Source organism: Enterobacter sp. JJBC (assembly GCF_036936505.1).
Taxonomy (GTDB): Bacteria; Pseudomonadota; Gammaproteobacteria; order Enterobacterales; family Enterobacteriaceae; genus Enterobacter; species Enterobacter hormaechei_C.
Window position 1 is genome coordinate 15721 of record NZ_CP136936.1, and the last position, 16173, is coordinate 31893.

Annotated in this window: 11 protein-coding genes and 3 pseudogenes; 10 read left to right on the top strand and 4 right to left on the bottom strand. The window is 44.3% G+C overall.

Annotated elements, in window-relative coordinates:
• Positions 1-53: 53 nt before the first annotated feature.
• Positions 54-862 (top strand): annotated as a pseudogene (locus tag RY075_RS23355) (L-rhamnose/proton symporter RhaT); the annotation flags it as partial.
• A gap of 255 nt (positions 863-1117) precedes the next feature.
• The gene (locus tag RY075_RS23360) at positions 1118-1972 is read left to right on the top strand and encodes an MBL fold metallo-hydrolase (protein WP_338628780.1); all 855 of its coding nucleotides are present in this window, start codon (positions 1118-1120) and stop codon (positions 1970-1972) included.
• Positions 1973-2080: 108 nt separating this feature from the next.
• Here the strand turns inward: RY075_RS23360 and RY075_RS23365 are convergent, their stop codons facing one another.
• Positions 2081-3424, bottom strand: coding sequence for an aminotransferase class III-fold pyridoxal phosphate-dependent enzyme (locus RY075_RS23365; protein WP_338628782.1), 1344 nt, complete (start codon positions 3422-3424; stop codon positions 2081-2083).
• Between the two features lie 571 nt (positions 3425-3995).
• Between RY075_RS23365 and RY075_RS23370 the strand changes: the two genes are divergently transcribed.
• Positions 3996-4772, top strand: a complete 777-nt coding sequence (locus tag RY075_RS23370) for an MBL fold metallo-hydrolase (RefSeq protein ID WP_338628783.1) — start codon at positions 3996-3998, stop codon at positions 4770-4772.
• Between the two features lie 45 nt (positions 4773-4817).
• A pseudogene (locus RY075_RS23375) lies at positions 4818-5471 on the top strand (AraC family transcriptional regulator); the annotation flags it as partial.
• 169 nt (positions 5472-5640) lie between these two features.
• On the opposite strand, the gene RY075_RS23380 reads toward RY075_RS23375, so the two are convergent.
• A complete protein-coding gene (locus RY075_RS23380) occupies positions 5641-6840 on the bottom strand; it encodes an IS91 family transposase (RefSeq protein WP_338627973.1) in 1200 nt (399 codons plus the stop codon).
• A gap of 8 nt (positions 6841-6848) precedes the next feature.
• Positions 6849-7037 (bottom strand): hypothetical protein, encoded by a 189-nt coding sequence (locus RY075_RS23385; RefSeq protein WP_338627974.1) that lies wholly within the window; start codon positions 7035-7037, stop codon positions 6849-6851.
• Positions 7038-7153: 116 nt separating this feature from the next.
• Between RY075_RS23385 and RY075_RS23390 the strand changes: the two are divergent.
• The 3 genes and pseudogenes from RY075_RS23390 to RY075_RS23400 form a co-directional block, all read left to right on the top strand.
• A pseudogene (locus RY075_RS23390) lies at positions 7154-7468 on the top strand (helix-turn-helix domain-containing protein); the annotation flags it as partial.
• A 177-nt stretch (positions 7469-7645) separates the two neighbouring features.
• Positions 7646-10915: a glycosyl hydrolase gene (locus RY075_RS23395; protein ID WP_338628784.1), complete on the top strand. Its 3270-nt coding sequence runs from the start codon at positions 7646-7648 to the stop codon at positions 10913-10915.
• A gap of 193 nt (positions 10916-11108) precedes the next feature.
• The gene (locus RY075_RS23400) at positions 11109-12014 is read left to right on the top strand and encodes a LysR family transcriptional regulator (protein ID WP_338628785.1); all 906 of its coding nucleotides are present in this window, start codon (positions 11109-11111) and stop codon (positions 12012-12014) included.
• A gap of 23 nt (positions 12015-12037) precedes the next feature.
• On the opposite strand, the gene RY075_RS23405 is transcribed toward RY075_RS23400, so the two are convergent.
• A complete protein-coding gene (locus RY075_RS23405; protein WP_338628786.1) occupies positions 12038-13450 on the bottom strand; it encodes an APC family permease in 1413 nt (470 codons plus the stop codon).
• A gap of 389 nt (positions 13451-13839) precedes the next feature.
• On the opposite strand from RY075_RS23405, the gene RY075_RS23410 reads away from it, so the two are divergent.
• The 3 genes from RY075_RS23410 (at position 13840) to RY075_RS23420 (ending at position 16155) form a co-directional block, all read left to right on the top strand.
• Complete coding sequence (locus tag RY075_RS23410) at positions 13840-14424, top strand: class I SAM-dependent methyltransferase (RefSeq protein ID WP_338628787.1); 585 nt, start codon at positions 13840-13842, stop codon at positions 14422-14424.
• A gap of 47 nt (positions 14425-14471) precedes the next feature.
• A complete protein-coding gene (locus RY075_RS23415) occupies positions 14472-15005 on the top strand; it encodes a rhodanese family protein (protein ID WP_338628788.1) in 534 nt (177 codons plus the stop codon).
• Positions 15006-15114: 109 nt separating this feature from the next.
• On the top strand, positions 15115-16155 hold the full coding sequence (locus RY075_RS23420; RefSeq protein ID WP_338628790.1) for an alcohol dehydrogenase catalytic domain-containing protein: 1041 nt from the start codon (positions 15115-15117) through the stop codon (positions 16153-16155).
• The last annotated feature ends 18 nt before the right edge of the window (positions 16156-16173 follow it).

Below are 16173 nucleotides of genomic sequence, written 5' to 3' on the forward strand. Positions count from 1 at the left end.
GAGATCCGAAAACCCCTGGAAACGGATCTTCAATTTAGGGGGCTGAGGTTTGACCAGTTTTTTTGTTCGGTGCTATGTGGGGGGAACATTAACTACGGTTTAACTATGCGATATCTAGGCATGTCGATGGGTATTGGTATCGCTATAGGTATTACTCTGGTCGTATGGACACAAATGACACCTATTATAAAGGGTGATTTCCATATTCTTATTAGTACTCAAGGAGGCCAACTGACCTTGATCGGCGTTTTGGTAGCCCTTGTGGGAGTTGCAATTGTAACTCGTGCTGGTCAGTTGAAAGAGTGTAAAATGGGCATTGAAGTTGAATATTTCAATTTGAAAAAAGGACTTTTACTGGCTTTAATGTATGGCATTTTTTCTGCGGGGATGTCTTTTGCAATTAATGCAGCTGTTCCGATGCACAGAATAGCTACTGAATCTGGTAATGATCCTCTGTACGCAGCTCTACCGAGCTACGTTGTTATTATGGCTGGAGGGGCAATTATTAATCTGGGTTATTGCATGATACGCATGTTTAAATCTCATTATATTTCAGTAAAAAAAAGATTTCTCCCTCCCGAAATCGCTGATTGTAACCAATGTTCTTTTGTCTGCCCTTGGCGGTATTATGTGGTACCTACAGTTCTTCTTTTACGCTTGGGGCCATGCCAGTATTCCTGTTCAATATGACTACGTTAGCTGGATGCTATATATGAGTTTTTATGTCCTATGTGGAGATTTTGTTAGTCTACTACTTAAAGGATGGACAAACGTTGGTCGGCGCCCCGTCAGGGTACTGAGCCTTGGTTGTGTTGTTATCATTATAGCTGAAAATATTGTAGGCTTAGGTATGGCCATATAATAATGTTTAAATCTGCCTTTATGCTGCGCATTATTTATCAAATAACATAAAAGCAGTTTACAAGTTATTTGCATGATTAATTACAAGTCTTTTGTTTTATTATTCATTGCCAGAGATTATAAAGCTATCTGTATCAAGCGTTAGGCTTAAACACATTAAATGGCCCAATTCAATCGCTCATTAGCCCGGAAACATCTGTACACATCCATTTTCACTGCTACACTCTAATCATATTCAAAACAGATTGGTGAAGGCATGAAACTCAATAAAATTGTATCCGCATTATTTTTAAGTGCTTCATTAGTATCCACAGCTTTCGCAGCAGATCATTATCAGCATATCCGTAATGCTACCGGTAGAATTGAGATTGCTGATAAAACATTCCTCATCGACCCGATGTTAGCTAAAAAGGGAGAATATCCGGGGTTCGAGGGTACTCATAATAGTCAGTACAGAAACCCAATGGTTGAGTTGCCAATGAAGGTAGAAGACACTTATAAAGGTGTCGAAGCTATTTTAATAACGCATACTCATATGGACCACTGGGATCCTGCAGCTCAAAAACTTCTACCTAAGAATATGCCTATCATCGCCCAGCATCAGGCCGATGCAGAACTTATTCGCAGTCAAGGATTTACCAATGTACAGGTCCTGAACGAAACCATACACTTCGGCGATGTAACCGTGACCAAGACTCATGGTGCTCATGGTACGTCAGATATGTATGCAAAAAGTGGTATGAGTGAATTTCTCGGCGAAGCCATGGGGATGGTATTCCAGGCCAAGGGGCATAAATCTGTCTACTTTGCAGGTGATACTGTTTGGAACGCGGATGTTAACAAAGCTCTGGTACGGTATAAACCAGATGTAATTGTATTAAATACAGGCGATGCGCGAGTTTTAGATTTTCCTGATGATGGTATCATTATGGGTAAAGCAGATGTTCGTCACGCATATGATATGATGCCAAAAGCCAAGATCATCACCGTGCATATGGACGCAGTTAATCATATGACAGTTTCTCGTGCGGATATGCGCGCATATATAAAAGAAAATAAATTGGCAGATCGAGTGGTTGTTCCCGACGATGGGCAAGTTGTCGAATATTAGTTTATAGACAAACTGTAAGCCTATGCTTCCTATATCAGCAAAAATAGGAAGTATATATTTAAAACATAAGCTGGAATGCATAAGTATTGCTTCCAGCTTACGTTATGATTATTTATTATAAATTGACGTTATGATATCTTTTGTTGACGAGATATACCCCTCTATATCTTCATCTGTCATCGGTAATGTTAAACCTATTTGACCTCGATGAACAGGAAAGTACCCTCTCGTAGCCATTTCGAGTGCGTATATTTTCATGCTCAAGTCATCAATTTTGTACCAGTAGTCCCGATGTGTTGTAATCTTTTGTCCAAGTTCTTTCGTAAAGGCATATCCTAATACAGAGAAAGACCCGAAAACAATAAAGGCATATCCTTTTGCATATGCCCAGCTGTTAAGCTCATTTTTGATACGCTTCGCCATGGCATTAAGATTTTCATAAGCATTATGGTCCATTATTTCAAGGCATGCATTCCCTGCAGCTGCTGCTAAAGGATGGCCATGGTGAGTACCAGAAATACTTACTTGATTATTTTCAACGACATCAAATATCTTTTTTGAGCCCCCTACTGCTCCAATAGGTAATCCACCCCCGATCATTTTTCCCAGTACAGTTAGATCGGGTTTAACGCCGTACAGACTCTGTAGTCCACCATAAGCCGCACGTAAAGTGATAGTTTCATCAAATATAAGAACAATATCAAGTTCACGAGCAAGTTTACTAATATTATTTACAAATTCCTTTTCCAGTTCAACGATGCCACCCGCACAGGACTGGAGTTCTAAAATTATACAAGCCAGATCTGCTGCGTTGTTACGTATGATTTTTTCACACGCAATATAATCATTCTGGACCAGAGTAACTACGTGTTCGATTTTGTAAACCGGAATACCATCAGAATCCGGCATCGATTTTGGGTTGCTGGATGGGCCAGGATAGCTCTCGGGATTGGGGTGTGCTGAAATTGCCAGGTCATCGGCAAATCCATGGTATCCTCCTTCAAACTTTGCGATTTTCCTTTTCCCTGTATATCCACGCGCGATTCTAATGGATGCAAGACAAGCTTCACTGGCTGAACAGAAAAATTTTACTCTTTCAACTGATTCAATACGAGTGCAAAGTTCTTTCGCTAAAGCTAATTCATGATATGTTGGGTTACCAAATGAAAAACCATCCTTAATAACTTCATGTAATTTACTCACAATTTTAGGGTGATTATGCCCGATTACGTTTGTAGAAAAATTATTGTTCAGGTCAAGAAGTCTTTTGCCTTCTATTGTCCATATGTATTGAGCGTCACCTTTACTTGCAAATACTGCATGAGGCCCATAACTGAAAGTACGCCGGCTAAATCCCCCCGGTATAAAATCAATACCCTTGGTCGTTTCTTCTTTTGAAAGATGGAAAATTTCAGAAAAATTTCTTAGAGAACTTTCATAGCTTAATGTCATAAATCCTCATGCAAAATAACTTTAAAGCTCAAGATATAATTAAATCTTATGTCTGTACGCTTTTGAGATAAAAAGATGAATCCATTCGTTTAGCTTATTGCTCAAATGAAATAAAGAATTATTTAATGAATAATAGGCCATCTAAATATTTAAAGAATCGTCGCTAATTTTGCAATAGCTTATTCGGATTGCCCAATCTGAATTTCAGATTATTGGGTGTCTTAGGTCGTGCTTATTTGTGGCCTAGATCATATACATTGGCTTGATATAATTAAATGTAACCAAATCGCCTTCTTTGCTATTCATGTTTGATATATTTAAGGGGGCATAAATAACCTGTCGGGTTGTGAGGAGTTGATGATCATAATGTTTTACACAAAGTGAGAAGCGTGGTCACTTCAGTGGATAATCTTTGTTTGACCCAATGACATCGATAAATGACCCCAAGCCACCTCGTTGGTCAGTAAGGGCGTTTTATAATGATGATGATGAAGGCAAGTAAATGCTCTCATTCCTGCCGGAGCAATGCGGTAGTAAAATTCATTTATTAACAAGTACTTAGGAAGATTTTGTGAAAATAACTCAGGTGCGTAACGCCACTCTTAAAATCGAATATGCAGGATTAAGCTTCCTGATTGACCCAATGCTTTCTGAAAAAGGTTCATGGGAAGGTTTTCCAGACACCCCGCGTTCCGATATGCGTAACCCCCTCGTTGATCTGCCGATGCCTTTAGAAGAAATACTGCGCACCGACATCATAATCGTTACGCACACCCATATAGATCACTGGGATGATGCAGCGTCCCGCCTAATCGATAAACAGCAGTTGATATTTACCCAAAACGAAATGGACGCCACACTTCTGCGTTCTCAACATTTCACTAACGTACGGGTACTTGAAGAAACAACGAATATCTTTGGCATTACCATAGTTAAAACCCAGGGCCAGCATGGTAGCGATGTGGCTTACGAAATTCCGGAGGTTGCTGCCGTCCTGGGGGCTGCCTGTGGTCTCATTTTCAAGCATCAGCTTGAAAAAACTTTATATATCGCAGGAGACACAGTCTGGGTTCAGTCTGTTAGTGATAGCCTGAATAATCATCGACCTGACGTTGTAATCTTGAACGCCGGATTTGCAAATATCAATGGACTTGGAGCCATAATAATGGGGAAAGAAGACTTTGTCAGAACTCACAACTTGCTCCCCGACGCAGTCCTTATCGCTTCGCATATGGAAGCTGTTAACCACTGCATCCTTAGCCGCGAAGAGCTCAGAATGTATTGCTCAGAACAAGGTTTATCAAAACATGTTCAGATACCCCAAGATGGTGAAACTCTCTCTTTTTAAGAGGGTTTACTTGTCATAGCCGCATCCTGAAATCAAGGAATAAGCATGCCAGCCCTTAAAGTTGCCGTTATCGCGAGTGAAGGCTTTAGTCCGTTTCATTTTTCCATCCCATGTACCGTGTTTGGAAAACTCTATCCTGATCCTTCGCTGTTTGACCTGGTTATATGCGCTGAAAATCCAGGTCAGGTTAAATCCGAAAATGGTCTGTCTCTTGATGTAAGCAATGGACTTGAAGCCCTCTTGGACGCTGACCTAATTATTGTTCCTTTCTGGAATCATCCTGAAATAAGGCCACGGCAGGCACTGCTGGATAGCCTCGTTATCGCGCATCGACGCGGCGCTGAACTGGTAGGGCTTTGCCTAGGAACTTATGTGCTGGCTTATGCTGGTCTTCTTAAATTCAGACGTGCCTCCACACACTGGGAATTCGAAAAAGACTTTCTATGCCGTTTTCCTGACGTTAAATTGGATACAAATGCACTTTATGTTGATGATGATCGCCTGATTACTTCAGCTGGCACTGCCGCCGCTCTGGATTGCTGCCTGTATCTTGTACGTCAGCATTATGGCAGTTCTGTCGCCAATCGGCTGGCACGCCGTCTGGTTGTACCTCCACATCGGGAAGGTGGCCAGGCACAGTATATTGAACGGCCAATGCCTGAAAGCACGAAGGACAACAAAATCAATGAATTGCTTGACGTATAGGAATTTGGAACCATTTCTGCTCCGGATTAAGCTGACTAAAATTTAATCACCATCCGATTTGTATGTTGCCGGGTTAGTCTGCATCCTGCACTATGGTTGTTATTTGTGCTTTTTCAGGTCGTTTTATGTGCTTTTTACAACCGACTGGCGGATCTTTCCTGCATCAGGCCGGGATATACCTCATCAGACTGATCTCCCGGGCATGAGTTTTCAGCCCCTGTACATTCAGGCCGGCCACCGCACGACGGTATACCATCTTCCCTCCGCACAACACGCATTCAAACGGGTCGCGTCGCAGGAACTGCTTGCTCATCTGCGCGTAGCACACCTTTGCCACCGCCTCCGGTTTATCCATCCCCAGTGCGCTGTAGACCGCTGGCAACTTTTCTCCACACACCCGGTTGGCCAGAAAGCCAAAATACCGCACCATCCGAAAGAACTTCTCCGGGATATGCTGCTTCAGGCGTGCCACGATTTCCCGCTGCGTCAGCGTCTCTGTAGCCTGCTCACCCGTATTGTGGTCATGGTAGCGGAAGCTCAGCGTGGCACCGCCGGCATAGTGTGCCAGCCGGGAGCCTGCTATCGGCGGTTTTTTCAGGTAACGGCCCAGATATTTCACGGTGTTTTTGCCACCCGCCGTCTTTTTGGACATGTACACATGCCAGTAATCGCCTCCGGCGGTCAGTACCAGGCTGCGCCACTGTGATTCGGTGGTGATATGCGACAGCGAAGGGGGTATTGCGATGCCATCAGACCAGACGCTCAGCAGCAGCTGACGGATATTCCACATCCAGCGGGCGCGCATGGTGTCCTTCCGGAAGCTGATTTTTTTCCATTTGCCGTGCGCATCAATACCGCCGCAGGTGACGGAGACGTGCACATGCGGATGCCAGTTGAGACGACGACCATAGGTATGAATTGCGCAGAAAATGCCGATATCCAGCCCACGCTTGCTGGCGGCATACAACAGGTTATCGACTGCCAGGCGGCAGAGGTCATTAAGCAGCCAGCGGTTGACCTCAAACAGGGGCCACAGCGTGTCGGGCAGGGTGAAGACGAGGTGTATCCAGTCGCAGTCCGGCAGGCGGTTGAGCTGAGCGGCAATCCAGATATCAGTGGCCTTTTTCCCGCAGGAGGGACAGGCGCGACTGTGGCAGGTATTGGTAATGTATTTTACATGCGGGCAGCCGGGATTATCACAGCCATACTCCTTCACGCCGGTGATGCGGGTACCGCAGGCGAGCATTTTTGTGACGGCTTCGACCTCGATATCGCGCAGGCCGCCGGCATCGAGGAAGGAGGTCCAACACTGGTTGGCTGTAAAGAGTTTTTTAAGTGGGCGAGGGGTAAAACCGGACAACATGGGGCAGATTAATCTCCGGTATCCTGCAGGCGAGTGAGAGCGGCAGTATCGTTGCGGTGCTCCAGTATGGCAGCGACGACCATTACCGGAGGCGGATCCATGGGCTTCATCAGTTTAATCCAGTCCCATTCACGCTGAGAGAGCTTATCAGCGGCAACGGAGAGGAGGACGGTATCGATACTTTTGCGGGTCATCATGGAGAAAGGTCCTGAGGAAAATATGTAGTTAGATCATACATATTCCACTCAGCGTATGGCAACTACGGGCCAGGCAGACGGTCGTGTTTTTCAATTTGCAGCCGTCAGGCTGCCCTGTTCATTACCTACGGCGAAATCTCAATAAGCCGCATAGCCTGGATGTATTAGCGAGTTTCGCAAATATGAGCCGCAGGACATTAACGCGTCATTTTCAACAAGCGACAGGCGTGTCGGTGGGTGAGTGGCTGGAAACTGAACGTCTACACCGTAGCCAGGAACTCTTAGAAACAACCAGGCATTCAATCGAGATAATAGCCCAAATGGCGGGATTCGGTTCCGTCGTCACATTTCGACAGAGTTTTAAAAACCGCTTCGGTGTTAGCCCTAGCGACTGGCGTAAAACCTTTAACGTCCAGAAGGATTTAATCTGACTGGTACTTTTGGCTTCATTTGGTACTTAATTCAGTGTTTGTGTCAGCTGAATGGTTATGAACAAAGTACCTTACTTTAGCCTTGTCATTATCATAAAACGCAGGAGTCATATGATGTCCGCAGTTAAACCCGTTACGTTAGCTGTCCTGGCTGCTATTTCTTTCTCAGGAATAAGCATGGCAAAAACTGAAGATCCTCTCTGGCAATCATTTAGCTCCCCTTCAGATGATGCGCGACCACGTGTCTGGTGGCACTGGATGAATGGAAACATTACAAAAGACGGGCTTGGTAAAGATCTGGAATGGATGAAACGTGTTGGGATAGGAGGCGCCCATTCGTTTGATATTAATATCAGTACACCTCAGATCGTAGATAAACGCCTTGTCTATATGACCCCGGAATGGAAAGATGCCTTCAGATTTGCTGCTCATAAAGCGAAACAGTTGAACCTGGAGCTGGCTGTAGCGTCTTCAGCCGGCTGGAGTGAGACCGGTGGACCGTGGGTACCCGCAGAAGATGCAATGAAAAAAGTTGTCTGGAGTGAGGCTAAACTGCAGCCCGGAAAGTCCTTTGATGGAAAGCTTCCTCTTCCCCCAATGAATAATGGCGTTTATCAGGACATGGGGGTTGAGGCAGGGCTGAGTGCGCTTACAGGTGAAGCACCGCCAGATCTTCCTACTCTTTATAAAGATATTGCTGTTTATGCCTATAAAGTGAGCGACACTGAAGCCCCTGCGCAACCGGATGTATTGATCAACGGAAAAGTTATCAAGAAGGAGGCGACCGGTTATCCATTTAAAGATGTCCATAGTGGCCAAAGTGCAGTGACTCTTGATTACCATGAGCCAAAAACCTTCCAGAGCCTGACATTTCATATCGAACATCTTCTTGAAGAGGACGGAGCGAATTACTTTGCAACTCTTGAGTCCAGTGAGGACGGTACTTCATGGCGAAGTATCGGAGAAGCACAGTTAGGAAATATTCCTGTAACAATGAGCTTTTCACCTTCCACTGCTCGCTTTTTCCGCATTGTTATTAAAGCTTCTCCTGCTGCCCGTACCTTCCTGGCCGAACCTAAAGATGTTGCTATCACAGGACTATCCGGCATGATGGGGCAAGAAGAAAATATACCTCATATCACACAGCTGGATTTCTCTGCTGTACCTAAGGTTAATCGTTTTCAGGAAAAAGCTGGCTTTGCAATAGCTGGCGATTACTACAGCCTGGATAAATACCTGGATGATGTAAAGGCCGTCAAAAATGGTAATCAAATCATCAATCTGACTTCACAGTTGAAACCAGATGGTAGTCTGAAGTGGAGCCCTCCTTCAGTCGGTCAATGGCATATACTGCGCATGGGTTATTCACTGACTGGCACTACAAACCATCCTGCACCTGCCGAAGCCACAGGCTTTGAAGTAGATAAATATGACGGGAAAGCCGTTGAGCGATATCTTAGAAATTACATCGAAATGTATAAGGGAGCCGTTGGCTCTGAAAACTTAGTAACCTCCGGTCTGACCTCGTTGGTGAACGATAGTATTGAGGTCGGAACATCTAACTGGACTCCAGCATTTATTGAACAATTCATGGCCTTGCGGGGCTACGATCCCACCCCCTGGCTTCCGACTTTAGCGGGCATCATTGTCGAATCCCGCGAGAAAAGCGATGCTTTCCTCTATGACTTCCGTAAAACACTTTCTGATTTGATCGAAACGCAGCACTATGAAACGATTGCCCGAATCGCACATGAAAATAAGCTGACAACTTATGGTGAGTCTCTGGAGTTTGGACGACCGGTTCTGGGAGACGATCTCGACATGCGTCGGTATGCGGACATTCCTATGGCTGCTATCTGGTCTGTCCCCTCAGGAAAAGAAGCGACACCAAGCGCCAGGGCTGATATTAAGGGCGCTTCATCTGTAGCTCATTTCTATGGAAAAAAATTCGTTGCTTCAGAAACGTTTACTTCCATGCTTGAGCCCTGGGCTTATGCACCCGCAGATTTGAAGCATACTGCTGATGCCGCTTTCCTTCAGGGAATGAACCGTCCGGTTATACACACATCACCTCATGTTCCGGTTGACGATAAACTGCCTGGCGTATCGCTTTCCATATTTGGACAGTATTTCAATCGTAACGAAACATGGGCTGAAATGGCGGGGCCTTGGATAGATTACCTTGCGCGCACGGCCACGCTTCTTCAGAAAGGCAAACCTCAGTCTGATGTCGCCTACTTTTATGGAGAGGAAGCCGGCGCCGTCAGCCAGGCTCTGAATGGTTACATGAAGGATGTACCGGTACATTATGGGTATGACTTTATCAGTGCAGATTCTGTACGCAATAAACTTGAGGTCAAAAATGGCCTTCTTATCTCCCCAGCAGGAACTGAGTACCGTGTACTCTATCTGGGCGCTAATACCAAATACATGACGTTGGGAGTGCTACGTAAACTGGCAGATTTAGTCCACAATGGTGCTACCGTAATTGGCCTTAAGCCGCTCGGCTCACCATCACTGTCGGACAGCAAAGAAGAATTTGAAAAGCTGGCAAGTACGCTCTGGAGCGGGAAGGAAAAAACCATTCACGGCAAAGGAATGGTAGTCACATCATCAGATATCGACGGTGCTTTAGGTATGATGGACATCACACCTGATTTTACCTTCACATCAAGTGATGGCAGTAACGTTGGTTTTGTGCATCGCCGTGTAGAAGATGGCGATATTTATTACCTTGTGAACCAAAACGCCAGGTCAGCCGATATCGAAGCTCGTTTTCGCAGTAAGGGGAAACAGCCTGAATTGTGGCATCCCGAAACAGCTGCAGTTGAACCCGTATCCTACAGACATGATGACGACCAGACAGTGATTCCTCTGCATATGGAACCTGGTGAAAGTTATTTCGTTATGTTCCGGAAAAATTCCGGGAAATCTGAAACGACGGTGAAAGCTGCTGTGACGAAAAAACATACCGATATTAATGGCCATTGGGATGTCGAATTCCAGAAAGATCGTGGGGCACCGGATAAGATTCAGCTCGAAACTCTGCGTTCACTCAGTGAATCCGCGGATGCCAGCATCAAATACTTCTCCGGTGTTGCGACCTACAGGAAGTCGTTCGTAATTGATGCCTTAGATAATGATCATAGTCGTTATGTACTGAACCTTGGCCAGGTGGGCGATCTTGCTCAGGTCACCCTCAATGGAAAAGATATGGGTACTCTCTGGCATTCACCATTCCGTACAGATATTACCGGTGCCCTTAAGAAAGGAGAAAACCACCTGGTGATCAAAGTCGCTAACCTGTGGGTTAACCGTCTCATCGGCGATGCGCAGCCAGACGTCGTGAATAAAATTACTTACACAACTATGCCTACCTATCGGGCTGATGCAGAACTACGTCCATCTGGCTTAATTGGTCCAGTAACAATCGAACAGAGGAAGTAATTAAACAGGCCCCGGTGCATTCCGGGGTTCTTTAAATGCCTTATCTGGCATCCAGTATACCTGGTCAAATGGACTTCCCTGCAGCAACTTCTACGGAACCGTGTTTTAATAGAAATATACTCCAGGCAGAGCTCCGTGGAGCCAGCCTAAAAAATCACTTACGTAACCCCAGATAAACCTTCAGGAGAGATCGATGGATACGAGGCAGTTGCGTATGGCCGTTACATTGTCAGAATTATTACACTTTGGTAAAACCGCAGAGGTGGAAAACATCGCCCAGTCTGGTCTCAGCGTCCAGATTGCAAAACTTGAAAATGAGTTGGGTTTCAAAGTATTTTCCAGAAGCAGCAATCGTGTGTGTCTCACTCCAGCCGGGGAAAAATTCATTTCTCAGGCCTCCGGATGGCTGGATATGATCGCTGAAGTAACTGAAGAATGTAAGATTCTTTCCAAAAGACGGATGAGAACATTACGCCTTGGCTTCTTTAATGATGGCGCTCATGAAAAAATCTATCCCCTTATTTCCCTTTTCAAGAAAGCAAATCCGGAAATCAATATTGCCTTTACTGAGCTGACCCTGACAAATCAGGTACAGTCCCTGCTTAGTGATAAAGTTGATGTGGCAATTATCCGGCTTCCCGCGAGCGATCCACGTCTATGTTATGACTATATATACGAAGAGCCCAGAGTCGCTGCAGTACCATCAGAGCATACTTTAGCCAAAGCATCTCAGCTGAGTTGCGCCGAACTATTGGAACAGCCTTTTGCAATTGCTGGCAATGGCGCTCCTCTTGAGTGGATGCCTTACTGGAGCCTGAGAGAGGATGAGTCGTCAGTTCCGCGTATCGGAGCAGAGGTATATTCCATAAATGAAAGCCTGGCTGCGGTGGCATATAATGGATTTTTTGACACATATCCTCTATCTGCATCCAGGCTTTACAATCAGCCGGGAGTCACTTTTGTGCCCCTGAGTGATGCGCCCTTCAGTATACTTGCTCTTGCTAGTCTGAGGGACTCGCGCTCTGCTGAAGTGCATGCCTTCAGGCAGACGGTTCAGTCTGCCGGGAAAATAGCAAAAATGGTGGCAGGGCAAATGTAGAGGTCGAAGAATAAAATAGAATTTTATTCAGGGTCTGTCATAAGAATAAGCCTTGCTCGCTTCTCGCTTATAAATCCATTTATAGCACCGGCAGCAGCGGCCAGCAGAACAAGCCATGGAAGGTAAGTTGAAACACCTTTATCTGTTCCGGATAGCAGATTGAAATTTAAAATGGCGAAGACTGAAATACATAACAATGCTGCACCTCCTATCAAAGGACTGGCTACCCCTTTTAGAATTTCATTATGTCTGCTTTTATAAAAATATGTTGAAATGGCGAATGCACCTAGTGCTTGTAGGATGATAATTGCCAGCGTTCCCGTTCCTACCATCCACATATATAACTCACTGACCGGATCAGCCCGTAAAAACATAAAACCCGTGAGTAGCAGGAACAGGGAAAGGGACAGTACCAGGCTGGAGATATACGGGCTGTGGAATTTTTTATGAACTGAAGAAAAGGTTTTCGGAAGATAGTTTTTTCTTGAGAGTGATAAAATATATCGACACAGTGCGTTATGAAACGACAGTAAGACTGCAAACACGCTGGTTATCACAAGAATTCTCATTATACTTGTAGAAAACGCTCCTACATATTGTGTATTAGCAGAAAAAACGAAAGAAATCATATTTGTCTGTGCAAGATTTCTTACCTCATCACTGCCGTAAGCCGACCTGAGGCAAAGGGATGTTAGCACAAAGAAGAAACCAATAATGAAAACAGCAATATATGTTGCCCTCGGGATGGTTTTGTGAGGGTTTTTTGCTTCTTCTGAATAAATGGTAGTCGATTCAAATCCAACGAAACAGGCAAGAGCAAACATCAGCGCGACCGCAGTATCAGCTCCTGTAATATTGGAATCCAGTACGCCAGTTACGGTTAGACTCTCAATTCCATTTCTGATCATGACGGCTATGTCGAATACGAGCAAAATAGCAATTTCGAGAATCATTAAAATCCCCAAAACTTTTGCGGAAAAATCAATGTCTCTGTAACCACAATATCCTATGCTGACTAATGCAGTCACAAGGCAAACCTGCCATGGAATATCAACGCTCGTGAATTCTTTTATTGTTCCAGAAGTTAGTGCGGCAAACTGTCCATAGAGACCGGTCAGCATACTTATATAGGCAAGCAATGCGATTCCTGCGGCTACATGTCCTGCCATTTTGCCGAAACCCGTGCCTACTATATCGGTGAAGCCGCCTGAGGTTATAACGTGACGATTCATGGTTGCCAGTCCTACAGCAAACAGCCAGAGAATAAGGGCGGCAAAAAGATACAGTATGGGGGTATTACTTCCTCCGGTGGCAAATACAACCGGTGTCGCCCCTACAGTAGCTCCAAGTGGAGCAGCAGCGGCTACAACAAAAAACACAATATCTTTTACTCCCAGTGATGCAGTCTTAATCCTGACAGGTCTGATATCCGTCATGTTATACCTTTTGTTAAAGAGGTGGATTCATATTAGTTGAATAAATTATCGCCCTACACAATACGATTTTGTGATTACGCGTTCTATTTAAAATATCGGCCAGTTTAAATGGTTGAAATTAATAGCGTGTTAATGCGCAGGCATAAGAAAGCTGTATAATGTCCAGTCGAGAGATAGAAAATTAAAAGGTTAACTATTCAACCATTGAAACGCTTACTACAAATGTGGGTTTTACGCGAGTGTCATAGAAATATTTTGAATCATATTCTTCAAAAGTTTCAATCGGGTGAGCGATCACTCAACCCTTGGTTAGTAGCCAGTCAGCTAAAGAATAATATTTTCAGAGCGCGTGTTAATATGCTTTCAATCAGGTTCTATCAGGAGTCTCTATGTGGGATGATTTATACAATCGGGAAGAATACGTTTATGGAATGCAACCAAATGATTTTCTTAAGGAAAATATTAAGATTTTAAAAAGCCCAGTACTAAGCCTGGCTGAAGGAGAAGGGAGAAATGCCGTTTATCTTGCTGAACAGGGCTTTGATGTATTAGCTGTTGATTCGTCAGAAACAGGGTTAGCGAAGGCTCAGAAATTAGCCAGCCTGAGGAATGTGAACATTCGAACGCTAGCAATTGACCTTGAATATTTCGAACCGGAGGTGGGCCAATACAGGGCTGTTATATCCATTTTTGCACATTTACCTGAGCGTGTCAGGAAAAATTTACATAAACGACTGATGAATGCTCTGGCACCTGGAGCATTGATTATACTTATTGGTTACAGTAAATCCCAACTTGGCCGAGGTACCGGGGGGCCTGATAATGTTGACATGCTTTATGATCTTTCCGCAATCGAAGAGGAGTTTGCAGAGTGTGACATTCTACTATCCTGTTATAAAGAAACAATGGTAATAGAGGGTACGGCTCATACAGGCTTAGCCAACATAGTACAATTTATTGGCCGGAAAAAATAAATAAAAATGATATATGCCACTAAACTGATTATATAAGGAGTACAGTCATGGACGTATCTTTCATTTTACCGCTAGATGTTTATCCTATTTCTGATCCAGGCATTCTACTAATCGACATCAGAGAGCATGATGAATGGCGACGAGGGCATATCCCAGGCTCAATATCTGTACCTGTGGATAAAATAAAACCTGGATGTCTTACCGAACGTACATTAACAGGGATCCATACAATTATCTTTCACTGCCAGGACGGCATGTGCACAGTAAATAATAAAGAGAAGCTGTTGACAACATTCGAATCCATCGAAACATTACTTTTGTTTGGAGGGATGAACAACTGGGAATCCTCAGGCCTTCCTGTTATTTACGATCGCAATCAACCTCTTCCCTTAATGAGACAAGTCCATATTACCGCCGGGGCGTTCATATTGATTTGTACTCTTGCAGGAGCTTTGTTAGCATCTGAATTTTATTTCGTTTCTGCTTTTGTAGGAGGCTGGTTACTGTTTTCTGGAATTTCCGGATGGTGCGAACTGGCTAAGTTGCTAGCATCAATGCCTTGGAACAGGAACATTAAATAGAACCGTAAGCTAAATTTATACTTTCTTCGCCATACCTGATAGCTAATATCGGTATGTAATACCAAGCAGTTAAAGCCTTGTTTAACATATTTTCTGAGGGGTGTTTTGCATGAAAAGAACCTATCGTGCTATGCAGATTTCTGCTTCTGGTGTTCTAGAACTCGTTTATAAAAAATTAAACGAGCCAAGACAGGAAGAAGTATTGATTGAAATTGATGTCTGCGGGGTATGCAGCTGCGATTTCATTTTAAATAACACTCAGCATAATTATGGACATGATCAACTCGTTCCTGGACATGAAATTGTGGGACGCATTGTAGCTAAGGGAGAAAACGTTCCTGACATATGGAGCATCGGTCAACGAGTTGGTATAAGCCCTAATGGCAGTTATTGCCAGCATTGCACATTCTGTCGTAGGGGGTTTTACCAGTTTTGTGAAAAAAGAAAGTCTCCAGGACTGGACTTTGACGGAGGGTACGCAGAATATATTACTATAGGCTATACAGCATTAATTGATATACCGTTTGAATTAAGCTCAATTCAGGCCGCTCCAATTATTTATACCGGAACCGCAATGTTCAATGCGTTACGCGACAGCGGGACCAAAGCTGGCGACAGAGTTGCGATTATCGGTATGGGTGAGTCAGGTCACCTGGCTGTTCAATATGCCCGGAAAATGGGATACGAAGTCATCGTTATTGCTCAAGGCTCGGAAAAACAGGATTCAGCATTCGAACTTGGGGCTCATTACTACATCGATAGCCGGCAGAATAATGTACCAGAACTGTTGACAATGATAGGTGGGGCTAACTTTATCCTTTCGTGCTCACCGAATTTTGACAAGCTTAACTCGTTGCTTCCTGCTTTGTTGCCGGGAGGGAAAGCCATGGTTGTACGAGCCAATGAGATGCCTGCAGTCATCGAAGATGAGAAGCTTTCAGGTTCGGAGCAGTTGCGGATGTGTTCTCCAGTCATTACTCCGCTTGAAATTGAACGAGTATTGCGTTTCAGCCATATGTTCGGTGTTCTTCCTGTCTGTGAACAGATCCCGTTGGAGCAGGCAAGCAAAGTTTTAGAAAGATTAGACTATAGTGATGTACGCTACAAAATTGTGCTAACCATGAATCATGATTTAAAAAATTTTGCATAACTACTGTGTTTACGCCTG

Excerpts from the sequence above, each read along its gene's own strand:
- RY075_RS23420 (WP_338628790.1), top strand. The coding sequence starts at position 15,115 with ATGAAAAGAACCTATCGTGCTATGCAGATTTCTGCTTCTGGTGTTCTA.
- RY075_RS23385 (WP_338627974.1), bottom strand. The coding sequence starts at position 7,037 with ATGATGACCCGCAAAAGTATCGATACCGTCCTCCTCTCCGTTGCCGCT.
- RY075_RS23365 (WP_338628782.1), bottom strand. The coding sequence starts at position 3,424 with ATGACATTAAGCTATGAAAGTTCTCTAAGAAATTTTTCTGAAATTTTC.
- RY075_RS23360 (WP_338628780.1), top strand. The coding sequence starts at position 1,118 with ATGAAACTCAATAAAATTGTATCCGCATTATTTTTAAGTGCTTCATTA.
- RY075_RS23395 (WP_338628784.1), top strand. The coding sequence starts at position 7,646 with ATGGCAAAAACTGAAGATCCTCTCTGGCAATCATTTAGCTCCCCTTCA.
- RY075_RS23415 (WP_338628788.1), top strand. The coding sequence starts at position 14,472 with ATGGACGTATCTTTCATTTTACCGCTAGATGTTTATCCTATTTCTGAT.
- RY075_RS23405 (WP_338628786.1), bottom strand. The coding sequence starts at position 13,450 with ATGACGGATATCAGACCTGTCAGGATTAAGACTGCATCACTGGGAGTA.
- RY075_RS23380 (WP_338627973.1), bottom strand. The coding sequence starts at position 6,840 with ATGTTGTCCGGTTTTACCCCTCGCCCACTTAAAAAACTCTTTACAGCC.
- RY075_RS23410 (WP_338628787.1), top strand. The coding sequence starts at position 13,840 with ATGTGGGATGATTTATACAATCGGGAAGAATACGTTTATGGAATGCAA.
- RY075_RS23400 (WP_338628785.1), top strand. The coding sequence starts at position 11,109 with ATGGATACGAGGCAGTTGCGTATGGCCGTTACATTGTCAGAATTATTA.